Annotated in this window: 19 protein-coding genes; 12 read left to right on the top strand and 7 right to left on the bottom strand. The window is 68.0% G+C overall.

All coding sequences use genetic code 11. From position 1 onward, the window contains the following. Positions 1-2 precede the first annotated feature (2 nt). The 4 genes from GNX95_RS13580 to GNX95_RS13565 are packed head-to-tail and all read right to left on the bottom strand — an operon-like array spanning position 3 to position 3,679. Positions 3-251 (bottom strand): DUF2630 family protein, encoded by a 249-nt coding sequence (locus tag GNX95_RS13580; RefSeq protein ID WP_163507437.1) that lies wholly within the window; start codon positions 249-251, stop codon positions 3-5. 13 nt (positions 252-264) lie between these two features. Next, positions 265-1,917: an acetolactate synthase large subunit gene (locus GNX95_RS13575; RefSeq protein WP_281356902.1), complete on the bottom strand. Its 1,653-nt coding sequence runs from the start codon at positions 1,915-1,917 to the stop codon at positions 265-267. A 20-nt stretch (positions 1,918-1,937) separates the two neighbouring features. Beyond that, entirely contained in the window at positions 1,938-2,933 is a 996-nt protein-coding gene (locus GNX95_RS13570) for an alcohol dehydrogenase catalytic domain-containing protein (protein WP_163507436.1), read from the bottom strand. Positions 2,934-2,944: 11 nt separating this feature from the next. Next, positions 2,945-3,679 (bottom strand): SDR family NAD(P)-dependent oxidoreductase, encoded by a 735-nt coding sequence (locus GNX95_RS13565; protein ID WP_163507435.1) that lies wholly within the window; start codon positions 3,677-3,679, stop codon positions 2,945-2,947. A gap of 86 nt (positions 3,680-3,765) precedes the next feature. Between GNX95_RS13565 and GNX95_RS13560 the strand changes: the two genes are divergently transcribed. Beyond that, positions 3,766-4,674 carry a LysR family transcriptional regulator gene (locus tag GNX95_RS13560; RefSeq protein WP_163507434.1) on the top strand — a complete coding sequence of 303 codons (909 nt, stop codon included), beginning with the start codon at positions 3,766-3,768 and terminating at the stop codon, positions 4,672-4,674. Here GNX95_RS13560 and GNX95_RS13555 read toward each other — a convergent pair. Then, entirely contained in the window at positions 4,666-5,523 is an 858-nt protein-coding gene (locus GNX95_RS13555; RefSeq protein ID WP_163507433.1) for a LysR family transcriptional regulator, read from the bottom strand. The two genes, GNX95_RS13560 and GNX95_RS13555, sit on opposite strands and share 9 nt — an antisense overlap. A 74-nt stretch (positions 5,524-5,597) precedes the next feature. Here GNX95_RS13555 and GNX95_RS13550 point away from each other — a divergent pair, with 74 nt between their 5' ends. The 3 genes from GNX95_RS13550 (at position 5,598) to GNX95_RS13540 (ending at position 8,832) form a co-directional block, all read left to right on the top strand. Beyond that, positions 5,598-6,413: an alpha/beta hydrolase family protein gene (locus GNX95_RS13550; protein ID WP_187369630.1), complete on the top strand. Its 816-nt coding sequence runs from the start codon at positions 5,598-5,600 to the stop codon at positions 6,411-6,413. 50 nt (positions 6,414-6,463) lie between these two features. Continuing rightward, a complete protein-coding gene (locus GNX95_RS13545; RefSeq protein WP_163507432.1) occupies positions 6,464-6,703 on the top strand; it encodes a hypothetical protein in 240 nt (79 codons plus the stop codon). A 941-nt stretch (positions 6,704-7,644) separates the two neighbouring features. Continuing rightward, positions 7,645-8,832: an amidohydrolase family protein gene (locus tag GNX95_RS13540; RefSeq protein WP_163507431.1), complete on the top strand. Its 1,188-nt coding sequence runs from the start codon at positions 7,645-7,647 to the stop codon at positions 8,830-8,832. Here the strand turns inward: GNX95_RS13540 and GNX95_RS13535 are convergent. Next, positions 8,829-9,308 (bottom strand): MarR family winged helix-turn-helix transcriptional regulator, encoded by a 480-nt coding sequence (locus GNX95_RS13535; RefSeq protein ID WP_163507430.1) that lies wholly within the window; start codon positions 9,306-9,308, stop codon positions 8,829-8,831. The two genes, GNX95_RS13540 and GNX95_RS13535, sit on opposite strands and share 4 nt — an antisense overlap. Before the next feature lie 95 nt (positions 9,309-9,403). On the opposite strand from GNX95_RS13535, the gene GNX95_RS13530 reads away from it, so the two are divergent. Genes GNX95_RS13530 through GNX95_RS13520 form a run of 3 tightly spaced genes read left to right on the top strand, consistent with a single transcriptional unit; the run spans position 9,404 to position 12,581 of the window. Then, positions 9,404-9,982, top strand: a complete 579-nt coding sequence (locus GNX95_RS13530; protein WP_187369629.1) for a TetR/AcrR family transcriptional regulator — start codon at positions 9,404-9,406, stop codon at positions 9,980-9,982. Continuing rightward, complete coding sequence (locus GNX95_RS13525) at positions 9,973-11,169, top strand: FAD-dependent monooxygenase (RefSeq protein ID WP_163507429.1); 1,197 nt, start codon at positions 9,973-9,975, stop codon at positions 11,167-11,169. The genes GNX95_RS13530 and GNX95_RS13525 overlap by 10 nt, the downstream gene beginning before the upstream one ends. A gap of 38 nt (positions 11,170-11,207) precedes the next feature. Next, positions 11,208-12,581, top strand: a complete 1,374-nt coding sequence (locus tag GNX95_RS13520; RefSeq protein WP_163508039.1) for an NADP-dependent succinic semialdehyde dehydrogenase — start codon at positions 11,208-11,210, stop codon at positions 12,579-12,581. Between the two features lie 4 nt (positions 12,582-12,585). Here the strand turns inward: GNX95_RS13520 and GNX95_RS13515 are convergent, their stop codons facing one another. Continuing rightward, a complete protein-coding gene (locus tag GNX95_RS13515) occupies positions 12,586-13,920 on the bottom strand; it encodes an OFA family MFS transporter (RefSeq protein WP_163507428.1) in 1,335 nt (444 codons plus the stop codon). Between the two features lie 131 nt (positions 13,921-14,051). Between GNX95_RS13515 and sucC the strand changes: the two genes are divergently transcribed. Genes sucC through gcl form a run of 5 tightly spaced genes read left to right on the top strand, consistent with a single transcriptional unit; the run spans position 14,052 to position 19,491 of the window. After that, on the top strand, positions 14,052-15,188 hold the full coding sequence (gene sucC / locus GNX95_RS13510) for an ADP-forming succinate--CoA ligase subunit beta (RefSeq protein WP_163507427.1): 1,137 nt from the start codon (positions 14,052-14,054) through the stop codon (positions 15,186-15,188). Positions 15,189-15,190: 2 nt separating this feature from the next. Then, positions 15,191-16,069: a succinate--CoA ligase subunit alpha gene (gene sucD, locus GNX95_RS13505; protein WP_163507426.1), complete on the top strand. Its 879-nt coding sequence runs from the start codon at positions 15,191-15,193 to the stop codon at positions 16,067-16,069. 7 nt (positions 16,070-16,076) lie between these two features. Next, positions 16,077-16,889, top strand: coding sequence for a hydroxypyruvate isomerase family protein (locus GNX95_RS13500; RefSeq protein ID WP_163507425.1), 813 nt, complete (start codon positions 16,077-16,079; stop codon positions 16,887-16,889). Continuing rightward, a complete protein-coding gene (locus GNX95_RS13495; protein ID WP_163507424.1) occupies positions 16,886-17,770 on the top strand; it encodes a 2-hydroxy-3-oxopropionate reductase in 885 nt (294 codons plus the stop codon). Before GNX95_RS13500 ends, GNX95_RS13495 begins: the two co-directional genes overlap by 4 nt. Beyond that, on the top strand, positions 17,767-19,491 hold the full coding sequence (gcl, locus tag GNX95_RS13490) for a glyoxylate carboligase (protein ID WP_281356901.1): 1,725 nt from the start codon (positions 17,767-17,769) through the stop codon (positions 19,489-19,491). Before GNX95_RS13495 ends, gcl begins: the two co-directional genes overlap by 4 nt. The last annotated feature ends 132 nt before the right edge of the window (positions 19,492-19,623 follow it).

Below are 19,623 nucleotides of genomic sequence, written 5' to 3'. Positions count from 1 at the left end.
CGCTACTGGCGGTAGGACTCGACCTCGGAGACCGGACGCACCTCGGCCTCGTCCGGGTCCTGGTTGAACTCGGCGCGGGCCCGGCGCTGGCGGAGCAGGTCCCAGCACTGGTCGAGCTGCTCCTCGATCTGCTTGAGCCGGCTCTGCGTGTCCGCGTCCGCGCCCTGGCCGACCGCGGTGCGGCGCAGCTCGTGCTCCTCGGCGATCAGCTCGTCGATCCGGCCGATGATGCCGCCGTCCACATCACTCATTGCGCTCTCCTTCTTACAGAACGGCGTCCAGCTCGCCGAGGCGAGTGGTCAGCCGCAGGTTTTCCGAATAGTCCACCGGGCACGCGATCACCGACACGCCGTCGTCGGCCAGTGCCTTGCGCAGCGTCGGCAACAGCTCGCCGGCGGAGCCGATCCGATAGCCCTTCGCGCCGAAACTTCCGGCATATCGCACGACATCCGGGTTGCCGAACGCGACATTGCTGTGTTTTCCGAGCTCCAGGTCCATCTTCCACTCGATCAGGCCATAGCCGTTGTCCTCCCAGACCAGCACCACCAGCGGGATGTTCTCGCGTACGGCCGTCTCGATTTCCTGGGAATGCATGAGAAAAGCGCCGTCGCCGACGGCCGCCAACACCTTGGTCTGCGGCCTGGCCAGCCGTACGCCGAGCGCTCCTGGCAACGCGAAGCCCATCGTGGACAGGCCGTTGGAGATCAGGCAGGTGTTGGGCGCGTACGTCGGATAGAGCCGCGCCATCCACATCTTCAGCGCACCGGTGTCGACCAGCACCACGTCGTCGCGGCCGAGCGCGGCGCGTGTGTCGGCGACAATTCGTTGCGGTGCCAGCGGAAACCGGTCGTCAGCCTCGCCGCGCCGCAGTTCCTCGTCCAGCAACGCGCGCACCCGCGGCGGCGGACAGGTCGGTGGCTGATAGCCGTCCAACTGGGCCGCGAGTGCGTCCAGCGACGAACTGAGGTCGCCTTCGATGCCGACGTCGATCGAGTAATGCGCGTCGACCTCGGCCGGAAAGCGGTGGATGTGGATGATGTTCTTGTCCGCCTGCGGATTGATCCGCACCGGGTCGAACTCCTGCAGCTCATAGCCGACCGCGATGACCAGATCGGCGTCGTCGAACCCGAAGTTGACATAGTCGTGCCGCATGAATCCGATCGTGCCGATCGCGTACGGATGGTCGTCCGGCACGACGCCTTTGCCGTGGAAACTCGTGGCGACCGGCACGCCGAACCGGTCGGCGAACGCTGCCAACGCCTTGCCGGCGTCGTTACGCGCGGCGCCATGGCCGGCCAGGATGATCGGCTTTTTGGCCTGACGAAACAGATCGGCGGCACGCCGCAGCTGCGCCGGCGACGGAGCCTCGGCGCGTACGACATTGCGCGGCAACGGTTTCAGCCCCGGCTCGGCGGCGGCTTCGTCGACATCTTCCGGAATGGCAAGGTAAACCGCGCCGGGGCGCTCGGTTTCGGCGACCTTGAAGGCCTTGCGGAACATCTCCGGGATGGCACGCGGCGACGGCATGCTCGCCGACCATTTGGTGATCGGCGCGAACATCGACACCAGGTCCACGAACTGGTGCGACTCCTTGTAGTCGCGGTCATGGCCGACCTGCGCGGACAGCGCGACCACCGGCGTGCTGTTGGTGGTCGCGTCGGCGACGCCCAGCTGCAGGTTGATCGCGCCTGGTCCGAGGGTCGCCGACATCACACCGGCCGAGCCGGTGACCCGGCCGTACATCTCGGCCATGAAGGAGGCGGCCTGCTCGTGTCGCGTGAGGACATAGCGGATGCCGGACGCGTCCAATGCCTGGGTGAAATGGATGTTCTCCTCGCCGGGAATGCCGAAGACGACGGTGACGCCTTCGGATTCCAGGCACTGGACCATCAGTTTGGCCGCGGTCGATGCGCTCACACAGCCGAACCTACCCGCAGTCAGCCGGTAAGCAGAACCGGCCGGATGTTGATCTTGCTCTGGTTGCTGAAGGCGTACTCCGCCTCCTCCAACGCGAACGTCTCGACGATCGGCCGTACGCCTTTGAGGACGGCGAAGTTGAGCGTGTCCTCGCTGTCGGCCGCGACGCCGCTGTACCAGCCGCCGACGTCGATCCGGTCGTTGGCCAGCGCGTGGCCGGTCACCTGGATCGGCTGCTGGCCCTCCAGCACGATCAGCCTGCCGTTCGGCCGCAGGCCGCTGACCAGGTCGGACTGCAGGTCCGCGTGGTCGACGGTGGCGAGGATGACGGCCGCGCCGCCGTGCCCGCGTACGGCCTCGCCGGCACTGCCTTCGTTGCTGTCGACGTATTCGTCGGCGCCAAGCCGGCGAGCCAGCTCCTCCTTCTCCCGGCCGCGGTTGATAGCGATGGTGCGAAACCCCATTTTGTCGGCGAACTGGATGGCCAGGTGGCCGACACCGCCGACACCTTGTACGGCGACCGTGTCACCGGGACGGGCCGGCGAGTGGCGCAGCGCGTTGAAGGCGGTGATGCCGCCGCACATCAGCGGCGCAACCTCGGCGAACTCCAGGCCGTCGGGGATGCGCGCGACGGCGTCCTGCGGCGCGACCATGTATTCGGCGTAGCCGCCGTCGTACGAGGTGCCCACGATGGTCCGGCCGACGCAGTTGGTGAAGTCGCCGCGCCGACAGAACTCGCAGGTCAGGTCGCTGCCGCCGGACCAGCCGACGCCGACACGGTCGCCAGCCTTCCACAGCCGTACGTCCTCGCCGACCGCGTCGACGACACCGGCGATCTCGTGGCCGGGCACGCGCGGCAGCTGGACGCCGAACAGGCCGAGCCGGGGGATCGCGTCGCCACCGCAGATGCCGCAGGCGGCGACCTTCACCCGCACCTGGTCGCGTTTCGGCTCCGGCACGTCCAGCTCGGTGACGACGAACGGCGCTCCGGCCGTCTGTGCTTGAACTGCTTTCATGAAACTCTCCTTCAATGCATTCCGCCATCGGCGACGATCTGCTGTCCGGTGATCAGGCCGCCGGCGTCGGAGGCCAGGAAAGCGGCGATCTCCGCCACGTCCCGCGCCGTGCCGAGCCGGCCGATCGGCACCATGTCGATCAGGCTCCGTTTGTATGCGTCGTTGGCCGGATCGGTGAAAATACCGGCTCCGTCGATCGGTCCTGGGACGATCGAGTTGGCGGTGACACCGCGATGGCCCAGCTCCAGCGCCAGCACGCGGACGAGATAGCCGGAAGCGACCTTGCTGGTGCCGTAAAGACCGACGCCTTCCTGTGGAACGGTCGTGGTGTTGGAGGAAATGTTGATGATGCGACCGTTGTCCGCGATCCGGCGCGCGGCCTCGCGCAGCACGAAGTACGGTCCCTTGGTGTTGATCAGGAAGAGCTGGTCGAAATCCTCCTCGGTCACCTCGGCGACCGGGATGTTGACCTTTTCCCTGCCGGCGTTGGCGACCACGATGTCGATGCCGCCGAATTCGTCGACGGCCTCGGCGAAAAGCCGCTGGATGTCGTCCACATTGGACACGTCGGCGCGTACGGTCAGCGCTTTGCTGGCGACCTCGTCGCGTACCTGGTCGGCGGCGGCCTTGTCCCGCGAATAGTTGATGACGACGTTGGCGCCCTGGGACGCGAGCTTGCCGACGATGGCGCGGCCGAGTCCTTTCGACGAACCGGTGACCAACGCGGTTTTTCCTTCGAGCGACATGTATTCATGATCCGGCGGTGACGACCGATGCGGAAACAACGATTCTCGGGGACCGCGACAAGCGGACGTTGTGGCAAGATTGCGGCGTGGATCTGAGTCTGCGGCTCGTGGACGCGCTTCTCGCGGTGGCCGAGGAGGGCAGCATGACCCGCGCGGCCAGCCGGCTCAGCATGACGCAACAGGCGGTCAGCGGACAGATCCGCCAGCTCGAGCGGATCGTCGGCACGCCACTGCTGCGCAGGCACGCGCAAGGCGTCGAGCTGACCCCGGCCGGCGAGGTGGTGGCCAAGCAGGGGGCCGCGCTGGTGGAGGCGGCCGAGACCATGCTGAGCGAGGCACGTCTGGTCGGCGAGGGCCGCTCCGGCCGGCTGCGGATCGCGTTCAAAGCCCAGAGCACGGCGCATTTCCTGCCGGATGTGGAAACCGCGATGCGCAAGGACGCGCCGGACATCGTGATCGAACCGCTGGCCATGAACACGCTGCCGGACGAGTTGGCGTCGCTGGCCAGCGGTGCCGCCGACGCCGCGTTCCTGTGGCTGCCGATCGGCGACGACCCGCGCTTCACCTGTCATGTGCTGATCGACGAGCCGCGGATGGTCGCGCTGCACCCGGACCATCCGCTGGCCGGTCGCGGCGAGCTGAGCATCGCCGACCTCGCCGACGAGCCGATCGTCGGACCGCGCCATGGCATGCCGGAGGCGGTCGTACGGTTCTGGTTCATCGATCCGCGGCCGGACGGCCGTGGCGCGGTCGTCGGCCCGGAGGGGCGTACGCCGGAGGAGTGCCTGCAGCTGGTCGCCGCCGGCCGCGGCAGCTGGATCGCGCCGGCCTCCACCGCCACCTACTTCCCGTATCCGCGACTGACCTGGCTGCCGCTGATCGATGCGGCGCCGCTGCAGCTCGCGCTGGCCTGGCCACTGCACAGCGCCAATCCGCTGCTTTCGTTGCTGCTCAAGGAAAGTCGCCGGGTCGTACGACCCTGTCAGCTAGCGTAGCCGGCTGAGGAGCGCGGCCAGCGCCGGATTGCGGTCGCGCGTACGCCAGGCCATCCACCACTCGTAGGCCGGCGCCGGCTCGAGCGGCACGCGGCGCAGCATCGGCACGTCGCCGAGATCCCAGTCGGCTCCGAGCACGGTCACCAGCTCCGGTCTGTCCGCCATGACCGCGAGTCCGTCGCGCAGGCTCAGGTTGGCCTCGCCGACCTGGTACGGAATGCCGGCGTTTTGGGCGTACTCATGGAAAAACCGCTCCAGCTCGGGAACGACCGAGAGGTCGGGAAACCACAGGCCGGTGGCGCGCAGGTCGTCGACCGTGCAGACCTCCAGTGACGCCAGCCGGTTGTCGACGTGGACGAGCGCGGCCATCGGCTCCTCGCAGAGCCTGGCGAAAGTCAGCACGCCGTCCGGCTGCGCCGACGCCGCGCCGACGAAGGCGAGATCGAGCTCGCCGCGGCGCAGCGCGGTGAGCGCGTGCTGGTCGTTGCGGCGCATGCTGTACGAGATCGCCGCCTCGCTGCCGATCTCGCGGACCATCCGCATCGGCGGATGCACCTGGCCCCACACGTCGACGCGCAGCGGCGGCAGGCTCGCGCGTACCGCCTTCGCGGCGGCGTCGGCGATCGCCAGCAGGTCGCGCGCGTATGGCAGAAACCGCTCTCCGGCCGGCGTGAGCGCGACCGACCGTACGGTCCTGGTGAACAGCTCGGCGCCGACCACCTGCTCCAGCCGCTTGACCCGCTTCGACAGCGCCTGCTGCGTGAGGAACAGCCGGGCCGCCGCGTGGCCGAAGTGCAGCTGGTCGGCGACCGCGACGAACGCTCGCACCTGGCCGAGATCGACGTCCACTCGACAACCATAGGTTGTCACTGCCGCCAGATGGCTGTTGGCCAGCGGATACTTATGGCGATTGGATCGTCGACATGATGACTGGAACCGCGGCCGGAGTGCCGTATCTCGCTTTGCCGCCGCACGACACCGGCGACAACCCCAGCCTGATCGTCGGCTGGCACCTCTCCGATCCACCGCGTACCGAGGCCGCGATGGCCGCCGCGCTGCCGATGGCGCAGCTGCCGGCCTGGCGGGTCTACTTCGGCCTGCCGCTGCACGGCAGCCGGCTGCCGGCCGGCGGCCACGACGAGGTCATGCGGCTCGCGTACGAGGACGCGGTCGTCAACAACTACGGCGCGATGGTCGAGCAGGCGGTCGCGGAGTTTCCGGCCGCGCTGGCCGCCGTACGCTCGCAGCTCGGTGTCGACGAGCGGCCGATCGGCATGTTCGGTGGATCGTCCGGCTCCGGTGTCGCCATGCTTTCCTTGCTGGAGACCGATGTCGAGGTGTCCGCCTTGGCCGTCGTGAGTCCGATGGTGCAGTTGGCCTCGATCGTCGCGGCCAACGAGAAGTTGTTCGGCGTCACGTACGACTGGCACGACACCGCGCGGAAGATCGCGGCGCGCTGGGATCTGCTCGCGCGCGCCGCGGAGTTCGGGCCGAAGGCGGCCGCCGTACGGATCATCGTGGGGGAGAAGGACACGCCGGCGGTCACCGAGCCGGCCGAGAAGCTGTGGCAGACGCTCAGCCGCGACGTACTCCCGGCTGACCGGGTCTCGCTGGTGACCATCCCCGGCATGGCCCACGCGCTGGCCGAACCGCCTGGTGACGACGCCGCCCCACAGACCGCCGACGCCGCCCGGGTCGAGGCCGCGATGACCGAATGGTTCGCTCGCTGGATGAAATAGTTGTATGATGCATATGTTGTCCATGACAAGCATCATGGAAGGCGGTGTCGGTGATGGTCGTGGAGATCATGAGCGACGCACTGGTGGCGCTGGCGCTGGCCCTGTCGACCCTGGCCGTCGGCCTCGGCCTGCTGGCGATGTTCGTGCCGGCCACGTTCGGCAGATGCGGCGGCTGCGGCCGTACGGCCGTGAGCACGCTGCATCCCGACACCCCGGTGCGGCTGTGCGTGCATTGCTGGACCAGGGCGGCGCGCAGCCAGCACACCCTCCATCCGCATCTGCCGTCCTGAGCCCTGGTGTAGCCCTGGTCTAGTCCTGATCCAGTCCTGGGAGTCATGGACCTATACGGCCAAATGCGTGCGGTCGGGGGCGTGAGGTGGGGGGTGCGTCTTCTGAGTGGTGCGGTGGAGTTGGGGGTCGGGGGTGCGTTGGGGTGGCTGCGGTTTCTGTTGGTTGCGTTGGGGAGGTGGTCGGGTCTCCTGGTTGCTGAGTTGGGTGGGTGGTTGGGTTTTCTGGGTGTTGCGGTGGAGAAGTGGTTGCGTCTCTTGGTTGTTGCGTCAGGGGGTGGTTGGGTTTTTCGCCTGCGCGGCGGGCGCTCCTGCGCGGAGGGCGACCTCAAGGGAGGGGGCGCGTGGATGCCAATCGGTGTGCATAGGGGTGCGGGCGGCGGTTGCGTGCGGGGTCGGGTCTTCCGGGGCTTGCTCGTTCTCCCCGTCGGCGCCCTGAAGGGAACCACATTTTCGGAGGGGCCGCCGAGCTTGGGTGGGTGGTTGCGTCAGGTGGGCGGCGGCCCCTCCGAAAATGTGGTTGGCTGCGCCCGCCGACGGGGAGAACGAGCACGCCAGGTCACGTGTGGGAAGCAACCCGTCGGGATGGACGCCAAACGATCGTGCTGGGGCGGCTGACTGCGTAATACTTGTTTAACAAGACATCAAAACGGACATCTGTTGCAGTCGAACGGTCACAACAGCATTATCAGCCTCAGTAGTCACACCCGTCACAGCCTCCAGTGATCGCGGCGGCGTGAAAGCCTTGTTTCTTGCGTCCAACGCTAGTAACTCGACATTCATGCCATCCGCGACCCTCACAAGCCGGACATTAGCGCTCCACACGCCTTCGAATCCCACGTACTGGACCTTCTCGCCACCTGCCGAGAGGCCATGGCCCTCTGGCGGACCGCCTGACAAAACCCGACCACCTCCAACGGGGCGACCTTGGTAGCGTCCGGCGCGTGTGGCTGACCGAGGCTTTGTACGCGCGTCCTGACGGCTCGTTCGCGGTTGCGGACATCGAGGTGGAAGGCGGCACGATCGCGCAGATCGCGCCGCCTGCACATCGTGCCGGGGCGGTGGACTGCTCGGCGCGAGTGGTGATTCCTGGGCTGGTCAACGGCCACTTTCACAGCCAGACATCGCTGTTGCGCGGCCTGGACGACGGTCTGGAGCTGTTCGACTGGTTCGGTGACAGCGCGGCCGGGCGGCGGCAGGGGGAGATCGGGGCGTGGCTGGATGATCCGTCCAATGTGGACGAGGTGGCGGCGGTCGTACGCCACGAGTATGTCGAGCTGCTGCGGCAAGGCGTGACGTTCGTCGGTGACTCGGGGTGTTCGGAGTTGTCGCCGGCGGTGCTGGCCGCGGCCGGTGACGCGGCTGGGTTGCGGGTGGTGCCGCAGGCGTACGACGACTGGATCGAGCGGCTGGACGACCGCGAGCGCTACACAGTCAACATCGAGCCGGAGGAAGATCTCACGCCAGCCGCTCTCGACCGGGCCAGTGCGTACGACGGCGTCAGATTTGCCATGCATTGCTTGGAAAGCCGCCAGCGCCGCGAGATCGTCGAGAAAAACTGGGGGATGTCGACCGTACGGCTGCTGGCCGAGCGCGACCTGCTGGCCGGCACGATTCTGTTCCACGCCTGTGAAATCGACGCCGACGACCTGGCGCTGATCGTCTCGAGTGGCGCGTCGATCATGCATTGTCCGGTCTCCAACCTGGCCATCCATGGCAAGGCGCCGGCGGTGCCCGAGTGGGTGCGCGCCGGCGCGACGATCGGCCTTGGTACGGACTGGGGTGACCTGGACATGTGGTCGACGATCCGCACGGCGTATCTCCTGGTCCGGACCAGCCGCGCCGAGGTCCTGCGGATGGCCACTCGTGGCGGAGCGCTCGGCTATGGGCGCGACGACCTCGGCGAGATCGCCGTCGGTCGAGCTGCTGACCTGGTCTTTCTCGACACGGAGCGGCTCCGGCCGTACGAGGAGCGGACCATCGCTTTCGCGATCTTCGCCGCCGGCGGTCCGGCGCGCGATGTCATGGTCGGCGGCGACTGGGTCATACGCGACGGCGTGCCGACACGCATCGACGCCGGTGCCGTTCTCGCCGACTACCGGCGGATCTGCACCTCGCTGGGGCTGCGCTAGCTGGCCTCGTACGTCTGGTCGAAGCCCAGCCACCACGCCTGTTCCGGCAGCTCACCGGCGGCAGCGGCAAACGCGCGCAACGCCTCGGTGGCGCCGCTGCGCTGCTCCGCTGGCATGGCCGCGACCAGCTTGCGTACGGCGACGCGCCGCTGCTCCAGCACCTGCCGCACGAGCGCCTGACCTTCCGGCCGCAGCGACACCACCAGCGACCGGCGGTCGCCAGGTGGCGCGGTGCGGTCGACCAGGTCGGCGCGTACCAGCCGCTCGATCAGCCGGGTCGCGGTCGACGGCGCCACGCCGAGCTCGGAGGCCAGCGCGCTGACGCGTTGAGGACCGCGACTGGCCAACACGACGAGCGCGCGATATTGCGTCAGCGTCACGTCGGCGTCGACCTCGGCCACCGACCGCGCCGCGACCGCCACCAGCGCGCGGCTGGCGAGCACCAACGCGTCGACAAGCGCCTCAGGTTCATGCATGGACACATTATTGCAGGCTCTTAACGTTGCCATGTGCAACAGTTGCGCGTATGGTTCTGGACGAACGACCAAGTCGATCGTCCAAACGAGGTCAGATGGTGGAGACGACAGCGGACCGCGGCCGGGAGGTGCGCCGCCGCTTGCTCAACGCGGCGACCGAGCTGATCGGTGAGCGCGGCTGGATGGCGGTGAGTACGCGCGTGCTGGCGGAGCGAGCCCAGGTGACGCCAGGAGTGGTGCACTATCACTTTCCGTCGGTCTCGGCGTTGCTACGCGAGGCCGCGATCGGTGCGTTGCGTGAGCTGCTGACCGGCTTCGCGCCGGCACTGGCCGACGCGCGTACGGCTGAGGAGGGCCTGCGGCTCATGCTGTCCGCGCTCGACGCCTACAGCGGCACCGATCCGGCGTCTCTGCTGGTCACCGAGACCTATCTGGCCGCGACGCGGGACGCCGAGCTGCGCGCCGCGATGACCGAGGTGATCACCGAGTTTCGCCGGGGCGTGGCCGACTGGCTCGCCGGCTGTGCGCAACCCGATCCGGAGGAGACCGCGTCCGTGCTGGTCGCGGCGCTGGACGGCATCATGCTGCACCGCCTGCTCAACCCGGACCTGACCACCGCCGCGGCGACGACTGTCCTGACCCGCGTCCTGAGAGGAGCACAGTCATGCGAGTAGTGATCTGCGGAGCCGGGATCGCCGGCCTGGCGATGGCGCAGCGGATCCACAGCCACGGGTGGGATGTCGTGGTGGTGGAGCGGTCGCCGGGCCCACGCGAGCAGGGTTACATGATCGACTTCTTCGGTCTCGGCTACGACGCGGCCGAGACGATGGGGGTGCTGCCGCGGCTGCAGGAACTCGGCTACTACCTGCCGGAGGCGACCTTCGTCGACGAGACCGGCCGGCGGCGCGCCGGCATCTCGTTCAAGAGTTTCATCCGCTACACCAACGGCCGGATGCTCTCGATCATGCGGCCGGACCTGGAGCTCGCGCTGCGCGAGAAGGTCATCGGCCAGGTCGACCTGCGCTTCGGCGTGTCCGTCACCGACATCGCCGACTTCGGCGAAGGCGTACGCGTCACGCTGTCCGACGGCGCCGCGGTGGAGGCCGACCTGCTGGTCGGCGCCGACGGCATCCACTCGACCGTACGGCGGCAGGTCTTCGGCGACGGTTTCCTGCGCTATCTCGGGTTTCACACCGCCGCGTACACCTTCACCGACGCGCGTCTTCACAAGCTGATCGGCGACCGCTTCATCATGACCGACACGACCAACCGGCAGATGGGGTTCTATTCGCTGCGCGACGGCCGGGTCGCGATCTTCGCGGTGCACCGTACGCCCGACCCGACGCTGCCGGCCGATCCGGGCGAGGAGATCCAGCGGACCTACGGATCGCTCGGCTGGATCGTGCCGGACGCGGTCGCCAGCTGCCCACCGCCCGACCGCGTCTACTACGACCAGGTCGCGCAGGCGATCGTGCCGCGGTGGAGCCGCGGCCGGGTCGTGCTGCTCGGCGACGCCTGCCAGGCGGTCTCGCTGCTCGCCGGCCAGGGAGCCACGCTGGCCATCGCCGGTGCGTACGTGCTCGGAGAACACCTCGCGCGCGCCACCACGATCAGGGACGCGCTCGACGGCTACGAGCAGCAGTGGCGGCCGGTCGTCACCGAGAAACAACGCGTCGGCCGCAACACCGCCGAGTGGTTCCTGCCGTCGACTCGCGGTCGCCTTTTCGCGCGCCGGCTGGCGATGCGGACGGCCCGGCTGCCGCTGCTCGACGCGGCGTACGCGGCGTCGCTGGCCGGCCGCGCCGACCCGTCGCTGGACGAGCTGACACCTCGACTTGACGGTCAGCGTCTGCAGGCGTGAAGTCGTACGTGTCAGGTCCCAACTACGGGAGGACGACCGTGCCGATCGCCACCATCAACCCGGCCACCGGGGAGACGCTGAAAACCTTCGACGCGCACACCGCCGCGCAGATCGACGAGGCGATCGCGCGAGCGTACGACCGGTGGCGCGGCTATCGGTCGACGACCTTCGCCGAGCGCGCCGGCTGGATGCGCGCGGCCGCCGACCTGCTGGAGGCGGAAAAGGACGACATCGCGCGCACGATGACCACGGAAATGGGGAAAACCCTGGCCGCCGCGCAGGCAGAGGCATTGAAGTGCGCGAAAGGCATGCGGTTTTATGCCGATCATGCCGAGGAATTCCTCGCCGACGAGCCGGCCGACGCCTCGGCGGTCGGCGCCAAGCAGGCATACGGCCATTATCAGCCGCTCGGTGTCGTACTCGCCGTCATGCCGTGGAATTTCCCGCTGTGGCAGGTGATCCGGTTCGCCGCGCCGGCGCTGATGGCCGGCAACGTCGGGCTGCTCAAGCACGCGTCCAACGTGCCGCAAACCGCGGTATATCTGGAAGACCTGTTCAAACGTGCCGGTTTTCCGTCCGGCTGCTTCCAAACGCTGCTGATCTCCTCCGGCCAGGTCGAGCAGGTGCTGCGCGATCACCGCGTGGCCGCGGCGACGCTGACCGGCAGCGAGCCGGCCGGCCGCTCGGTGGCCGCGATCGCCGGCGACGAGATCAAGAAAACGGTGCTGGAGCTCGGCGGCAGCGACGCGTACGTCGTGATGCCGTCCGCCGACCTGGAAAAAGCCGCCACGGTGGCGGTGACCGCGCGCGTACAGAACAACGGCCAGTCGTGCATCGCCGCGAAGCGTTTTATCGTGCACGCCGACGCGTACGACGAGTTCAGCCGGCTTTTCGTGGAAAAGATGAAGGCTTTGAAGGTGGGCGATCCGACGCAGTCGGACACCGATGTCGGTCCACTGGCGACCGAGCAGGGCCGTAACGACGTGGAGGAGTTGGTCGACGAGGCGGTGAAACAAGGCGCGCAGGTGCTCTGCGGCGGCGCGCGGCCAGAGGGAGCTGGCTGGTTCTATCCGCCGACCGTGATCACCGCGATCACGCCGGACATGCGTATCTATCTCGAAGAAGTCTTCGGACCGGTCGCCTCGCTCTACAAGGTCGCCAGCATCGACGAGGCGATTTCCGTTGCCAACGCGACGAGTTTCGGTCTCGGGTCCAACGCGTGGACGACCGATCCGGCCGAGCAGAAGCGTTTTGTCGAGGAGCTGGAAGCCGGCGCCGTGTTCGTCAACGGCATGACCACGTCGTATCCGGAGCTGCCTTTCGGCGGCATCAAACGATCCGGCTATGGCCGCGAGCTGTCCGCGCACGGCATCCGCGAGTTCTGCAACCTCAAGTCCGTCTGGGTCGGCTGACGGGTCAACGGTGGGGACGACGCAGGCGTACGGCCAGGGCCGCTGAGCCGAGCGCGAGGCCGCCGGCCACCAGGAACACGGCCGGATAGCCGAGGGCCGGCACGGCGACAGCGGCCAGGCCGACGCCGGCGAGCCCGGCGAACGCCTTCGCGCTGTAGACCACGCCGTTGATCTCCAGCGTGTTCCGCTCGCCGAAGTAATCCTTGGTGAGACTGGCAAAAAGCGGATAGAACGCACCACCACCCACTCCGGCCAGCACAGCCGCGGCAAACAGCAGCGGGCGGATGCCGGCGCTCGCGGCGGCGGCGAACAGCAGTTGGCCGAAGCCGAGCGTGGCCAGCACGAACACGAGCGTACGGCTGCGGCCGAGGTGGTTCGAGACGCGGATCGCGAGCGCGCGACCGGCGCCGTTCAACCCGATGAGCAGTGCCACGCCGGTGGCGATCAGCACCGGTCCGAGACCGGTCCACATCGCGTACGTGACGAAGAAGGTCACGTTGAACAGGGACACCGCTCCGGCGCAGAACAGCAACACGTACATGATCGGCAGAGCGCCGGTCCGCATCGCCTCGCGCGGCGTGAACTGCCGCACGGCCGGCGGGTTCTTGACGCGACCGGGGTTGAGCCGGTTGTCCAGGGCCCATTTCTGCGGGTCGAGGTGCGGCGGCCACCAATGCGCCGGCGGATCGCGCAGCAGCAGAGCGGCGGCGAGGACGACCACGCCGATGATGACACCGGTGACGCCGAGGTGCGTGCCGAGGTTGTCCGGCCGCATGCCGAGGACGTACGCGACGGCGAACGGCACCGAGCCGTACGCGAACGCGCCGGTCACCGTGCTGACCCTCGCGGCCGACTTTTCCGGATACCACTTGGAAGCCGTCGACGTGCAGCCAGCGTAGACGAGCCCGGCGCCGATGCCGCTCAGCACCGAATAGCCGAGCACGGCCGCGCCGATCGTGTTGCGCGTGGCCAGCGCGAGCGGTCCGAGCGCGCACAGCGCGGCGCCCAGGAGCATGATCGTCCGCGGTCCGACGACGCCGCGTTCGCGCAGATACGCGGTCGGCAGGCCGACACCGGCCTGGCAGACGGTCCACAGCGCGAGCAGCCAGAAGGCCTGCGCCGGCGGCCAGCCGTGTGCCGCCACGAGAGCGGGGACGGCGGTGCCGAAGCCATACTGCAGCACGCCGACCGAGGCCATCGCGGCTGCCGGCAACCACAGCATCCACCTGCGCGAATGCCCGATCAGCCGGGTCGCGGACGGGCCGACCCGATAGCGCCGGCCCCAACAGTCGTAGACCTCGCGGACCAGGCCCGGCGGTGTCTCGGTGGTCGCGCTCATGCCTGCCTCCTCGACAATGGTTACGCCATACTGTATGCAATCTACCAGAACGATGTGACCGTGACCACATCTAGACGTCGAGAAATTGAATACTGCATACTGTCGACCTGTTCTGGATCGAAGGAGCGCCCGTGGACCTGTACGAACACCAGGCGAAAGACCTGCTCGAACGGCACGGCGTGCCGGTGGTGCCAGGTGAGGTGGTGAGCGTGGCGGCGGATGCCGGACCGGCCGCCGAGCGGCTGGGCGGCCGGGTCGTCGTCAAGGCACAGGTGAAAACCGGTGGTCGTGGCAAGGCCGGTGGTGTCAAGCTGGCCGCCGATCCGGCCGACGCGGTCGCGAAGGCCGGCGACATCCTCGGCATGGACATCAAGGGCCACACCGTCCACGAGGTGCTGATCGGCGCCGCCCGCGAGGTGGCAGAGGAATATTACGTCTCCTTTCTCCTCGACCGCTCCAACCGCACTTTCCTTGCCATGGCGTCGATCTCCGGCGGCATGGACATCGAGGAGGTGGCCGCGACCCGCCCGGAGGCACTGGTCCGCCGACCGGTGTCCACTGTGGACATCGACACGGCGCGCGACATCGTCGCGGCGGCAGCCTTTCCGGTGGCGGTGGCCGACCAGGTCGCCGAGGTGCTGGTGAAGCTGTGGGACAGCTTCGTCGCGGAGGACGCGACGCTGGTCGAGATCAATCCGCTGGTATGCGACGCGGACGGCCGGATCGTCGCGCTGGACAGCAAGATCACGCTCGACGACAACGCCTCCTTCCGTCACGACCACTCGGCGTTTCACGACACGGCGGCGACCGATCCCTTGGAAGCAAAGGCAAAAGCGCTCGACCTCAACTATGTCAAGCTCGACGGTCAGGTCGGCATCATCGGCAACGGTGCCGGCCTGGTGATGTCCACATTGGACGTCGTCGCCTACGCGGGCGTACGGCCGGCGAACTTTCTCGACATCGGCGGCGGTGCGTCGGCGAAGGTGATGGCCGACGGGCTGTCCGTCGTCCTTGGTGATCCGGACGTACGCAGCGTCTTCGTCAACGTCTTCGGCGGCATCACCGCGTGCGACGCGGTCGCCGACGGCATCGTCCAGGCATTGCGGATTCTCGGCGCGGAGGCGACGAAACCGTTGGTCGTACGCCTCGACGGCAACAACGTCGTCGCCGGCCGGCACATCCTCGCCGAGGCAAACCATCCGCTCGTGACCGTTGTCGACACCATGGACGACGCGGCCGCCAAAGCCGCCGAGCTGGCAGGAGTGTGACCGTGGCGATTTTCCTCGACCGGGACAGCCGGGTCATCGTGCAGGGGATCACCGGCTCGGAAGGCCTGAAGCACACCGCACGCATGCTGCGCGCCGGCACGACCATCGTCGGCGGTGTGAATCCCCGTAAGGCGGGCCAAAAACTCGACTTCGACGGCACCTCCGTGGCGGTTTTCGGCACGGTCACCGAGGCGATCGCCGAGACCGGCGCGAACACCACGGTCATCCTGGTGCCGCCGAAGTTCTGCAAGGACGCGGTCATCGAGGCGATCGACGCGGCGATCGGCCTGGCGGTCGTGATCACCGAAGGCGTTCCGGTGCACGACTCGGCATCCTTCTGGGCGCACGCCGTCGACGCCGGCAACAAGACACGGATCATCGGGCCGAACTGTCCCGGCATCGTCAGCCCTGGAAAGTCCAACGCCGGCATCATTCCGGCCGACATCACCGGTCCCGGACCCATCGGCCTGGTCTCGAAATCCGGCACGCTGACCTACCAGCTGATGTACGAGCTGCGCGACATCGGCTTTTCCACCGCCATCGGCATCGGTGGCGATCCGGTGATCGGCACGACACACATCGACGCGTTGCAGGCTTTCCAGGACGATCCGGAGACGACCTCGATCGTGATGATCGGGGAGATCGGCGGTGACGCGGAAGAGCGCGCAGGCGCGTACATCCAGCAGCACATCACCAAGCCGGTCGTCGGCTATGTCGCCGGTTTCACCGCTCCAGAAGGCAAAACCATGGGCCATGCCGGTGCGATCGTGTCCGGCTCGTCCGGCACCGCGCAGGCCAAGAAGGACGCGCTCGAAGCCGCCGGCGTACGGGTCGGCAAGACGCCGAGCGAAACCGCGCGGCTGCTTCGTGAGATCAGTTAGGAGCCACATGGCGATCAGCTTCGACGTCAACCTTTCCATCCTCTTCACCGAGATTCCGCTGCTGGAGCGACCGGCGGCAGCCGCGGCAGCCGGCTTTTCAGCCGTAGAGCTGTGGTGGCCGTTCGCCACTCCGGTGCCGGCCGACGGCGATCTCGACGCGCTGCAGCGGGCGATCCAGGACGCCGGTGTCCGCCTGGTCGGCCTCAACTTCGATGCCGGCGACATGGCGCGTGGCGAGCGCGGCCTGCTGTCCCGGCCGGCGCAAAGCGACCGGTTCGTCGCCAACATCGACGTGGCGGTCGGCTTCGCCGAGCGGCTCGGCTGCACGATTCTCAATGCCCTGTACGGAAACCGCGACGCCGACGCCGACCCGGTGCGGCAGGACGAGCTCGCCGCGGAAAACCTCGCCAAGGCGGCCAGCGCGGCAGCGAGAACCGGCGCCACCGTCGTTGTCGAGGCGTTGAACTCGTACGAGAGCCCGCACTATCCGATCACCTCCTCGCGCGGCGCGATCGCGGTGATCGACCGCGTACGCAAGGAAAGCGGCGTCGACAACATCTCGTTCCTGGCCGATTTCTATCACCTGCACCGGATGGGGGAGGAGCCGCTGGAGTTGGTCGACCGGCTGTCCGCGCGGTTCGGCCATGTGCAGATCGCCGACGTGCCCGGCCGCGGCCAGCCCGGCACCGGCACGATCCCGTACGGCGAGGTCCTGGGGCGGCTGGAGAAATCCGGCTATGCCGGCCAGGTCGGCCTGGAATACAAGCCGGTCGGTCCGAGCGCGGCAAGTTTCGGCTGGCTGAAGGAGATCGCCTCATGAGCACTGTCGGTTTCATCGGCCTCGGCATCATGGGCGCGCCAATGTCCGGTCACCTGGTACGCGCCGGCCATCGGGTGATCGGCTTCGACGTGGCCGAGACCGGGCCGCGAAAGCTGCGCAAGGCCGGCGGCGAGACGGCCGGCAGCATTGTCGAGGCGGTCAGCGGCGCCGATGTCGTCATCACGATGCTGCCGGACTGGCCGCAGGTCGAAGCGGTGGCGTTCGGCCCGGACGGCGTGCTGGACAACGTGAAACCCGGCGCGCTCTACATCGACATGAGCACGATCCGGCCGGAGACCTCGAAAAAGGTCGCGGAGGCCGGGCACACCCGCGGAGTGCGGGTCCTGGATGCCCCCGTCAGCGGCGGCGAGAAAGGCGCGGTTGACGGGGTGCTCTCCATCATGGTCGGCGGCAGTGCCGACGATGTCGAGAGCGCCAAACCCTTTCTCGAGGCGGTCGGCAAAACGATCGTCCACGTTGGGCCGCACGGCGCCGGGCAAATGGTGAAGGCGGCCAACCAGCTCGTCGTCGGCGGCACGTACGCGCTGGTCGCCGAGGCGATCGTGCTGCTGGAGGCGGCCGGCGTGGACGCCGGCACCGGCCTGGACGTGCTGGCCGGCGGCCTCGCGGCCAGCAGGATCCTCGACCTGAAGCGGAAAACCATGGTGGAGCGGCAGTTCGCGCCGGGCTTCCGGATCGACCTGCATCACAAGGACATGGGGATCGTGCTGGCCGCGGCACGCGAGTCGGAGGTCGCGCTGCCGATGGCCGCGCAGGTCGCGCAGCTGCTCTCGGCCGCGCGCCAGCAGGGCTTCGGCGACCTCGACCACTCGGCTTTGTTGAAGGTGCTCGAAAATCTCAACCGGAAGGCCAGCCTGTGAAGCGAGTTCCCTGCATGGAGGCGGCCGTCGCGGTGCTGGAGTCCGAAGGCGTCGAGACCGTCTTCGGCATCCCCGGCGCGGCGATCCTGCCGTTGTACGCCGCGTTGCGGACCAGCTCGATCAAGCACATCACCGTGCGGCACGAGGAAGGAGGCACCCACGCGGCCGACGGATGGTCGCGCGCGACCGGGAAAGTCGGCGTCTGCATCGGCACGTCCGGACCGGCCGGCACGAACATGATCACCGGCCTCTACACCGCGTTGGCCGACTCGATCCCGATGATCTGCATCACCGGCCAGGCGCCGCGCGCCAAGCTGCACCAGGAGGCCTTCCAGGCGGTCGACATCGTGGAGATCGCCAGGCCGGTGACGAAATGGGCCGTACAGCTGAAGGAACCGGCGCAGGCGCCGTGGGTCTTCCGCGAGGCGTTCCGGATCGCCCAGTCCGGCCGGCCCGGACCGGTGCTGATCGATCTGCCGCTGGACGTGCAGCGCGGCACGTGCCTGTATGACTCCACAGTGGATGGTCCGCTGCCGATCGAGGTGCCGGAGCCGCAGCCGGCGGCCGTACGCGCCGCCGTGGAGATGTTGCTGCAGGCCGAAAAGCCGCTCATCCTCGCCGGTGGTGGCGTGATCATCGCCAACGCCACCGACGAGCTGCGTAATTTGGCCGAGCGGCTGCAGATCCCGGTCCAGACGACGCTGATGGGCAAAGGTGCCTTCCCCGAGGACCATCCGCTTTTCGCCGGCATGGCGGGGATCCAGACACAGACCAGGTGGGGAAACGCGGCCTTCCTGGAAAGCGACCTGGTGCTCGCGATCGGCGCGCGTTTCGGCGACCGGCACACCGGTGACCTGGACACCTACCGGAAGGGCCGTAAGTTCATCCACGTCGACATCGAGCCGACGCAGATCGGCAAGGTTTTCGAGCCGGATCTCGGCGTCGTCGGCCACGCGCGCTCGACCCTGGCCGCGATGGCCTTCCAGGCACAGGAAATCTCACCGCCGCGCCGGTCCGGTCAGTGGACCGAGCGGGTCGAGGAGCTGCGCGACACGCTCGTACGCCGCGACGACTTCGACGACACTCCGATCAAGCCGCCGCGGGTTTTCCGTGAGATCAACGAGTTTTTCCCGGCAGAGACCACCTTCGTGACCGCTATCGGCCTCTACCAGATCTGGTCGGGCCAGTTCCAGCGTACGTTCCTGCCGCGCCGTTATCTGGTCTGCGGCCAGGCCGGCCCGCTCGGCTGGGAGGTGCCGGCGGCGATGGGGGTGAAGTGCGCGCATCCGGAACGTACGGTGGTCGCCGTCGCCGGCGACTATTCCTTCCAGTTCCTGATGGAGGAGGTCGCGGTCGCCGCGCAGTACCGGATCCCGTTCGTGATCGTCATGATCAACAACGAGTATCTCGGGCTGATCCGGCAGAGCGAGATCCCCTACGACATGAACTTCGCCGTCGACCTGCATTACGGCGAGGGCGGCATCGACCACGTGAAGGTCATGGACGCGTTCGGCTGTCCGGCGCGGCGGGTCGAGCGGCCGGAGGACATCGCCGGCGCGCTCGCCTGGGCCACCGCCGAGTCCGAGCGCGTACAACTGCCGGTTTTGGTGGAAGTCATGGTGGAACGCGAGGCGAACGCCGCGATGGGTCCGTCACTGGACGCGATCGTCGAGTACGAACCCGTGCCCGATCTGGCGCCGATCGGCCAAAAGGCCTCGTAACGAGGCTTAACTTTCTCCGGCAACCCTCTGGACATCGAGTGTGGTCTGGGCCACGATGAGCCTAGGCATACGGTATGCAATCTACAACCGGACAGGCGGTCCCCGGGGCTTAGCTCGGTCCCGAACCGCACG

The organism is Fodinicola acaciae (assembly GCF_010993745.1).
In the GTDB taxonomy this organism is placed as follows: domain Bacteria; phylum Actinomycetota; class Actinomycetes; order Mycobacteriales; family HKI-0501; genus Fodinicola; species Fodinicola acaciae.
Note: the sequence above shows the minus strand (reverse complement) of the source record. Positions and strands in the feature narration are given on the sequence as shown.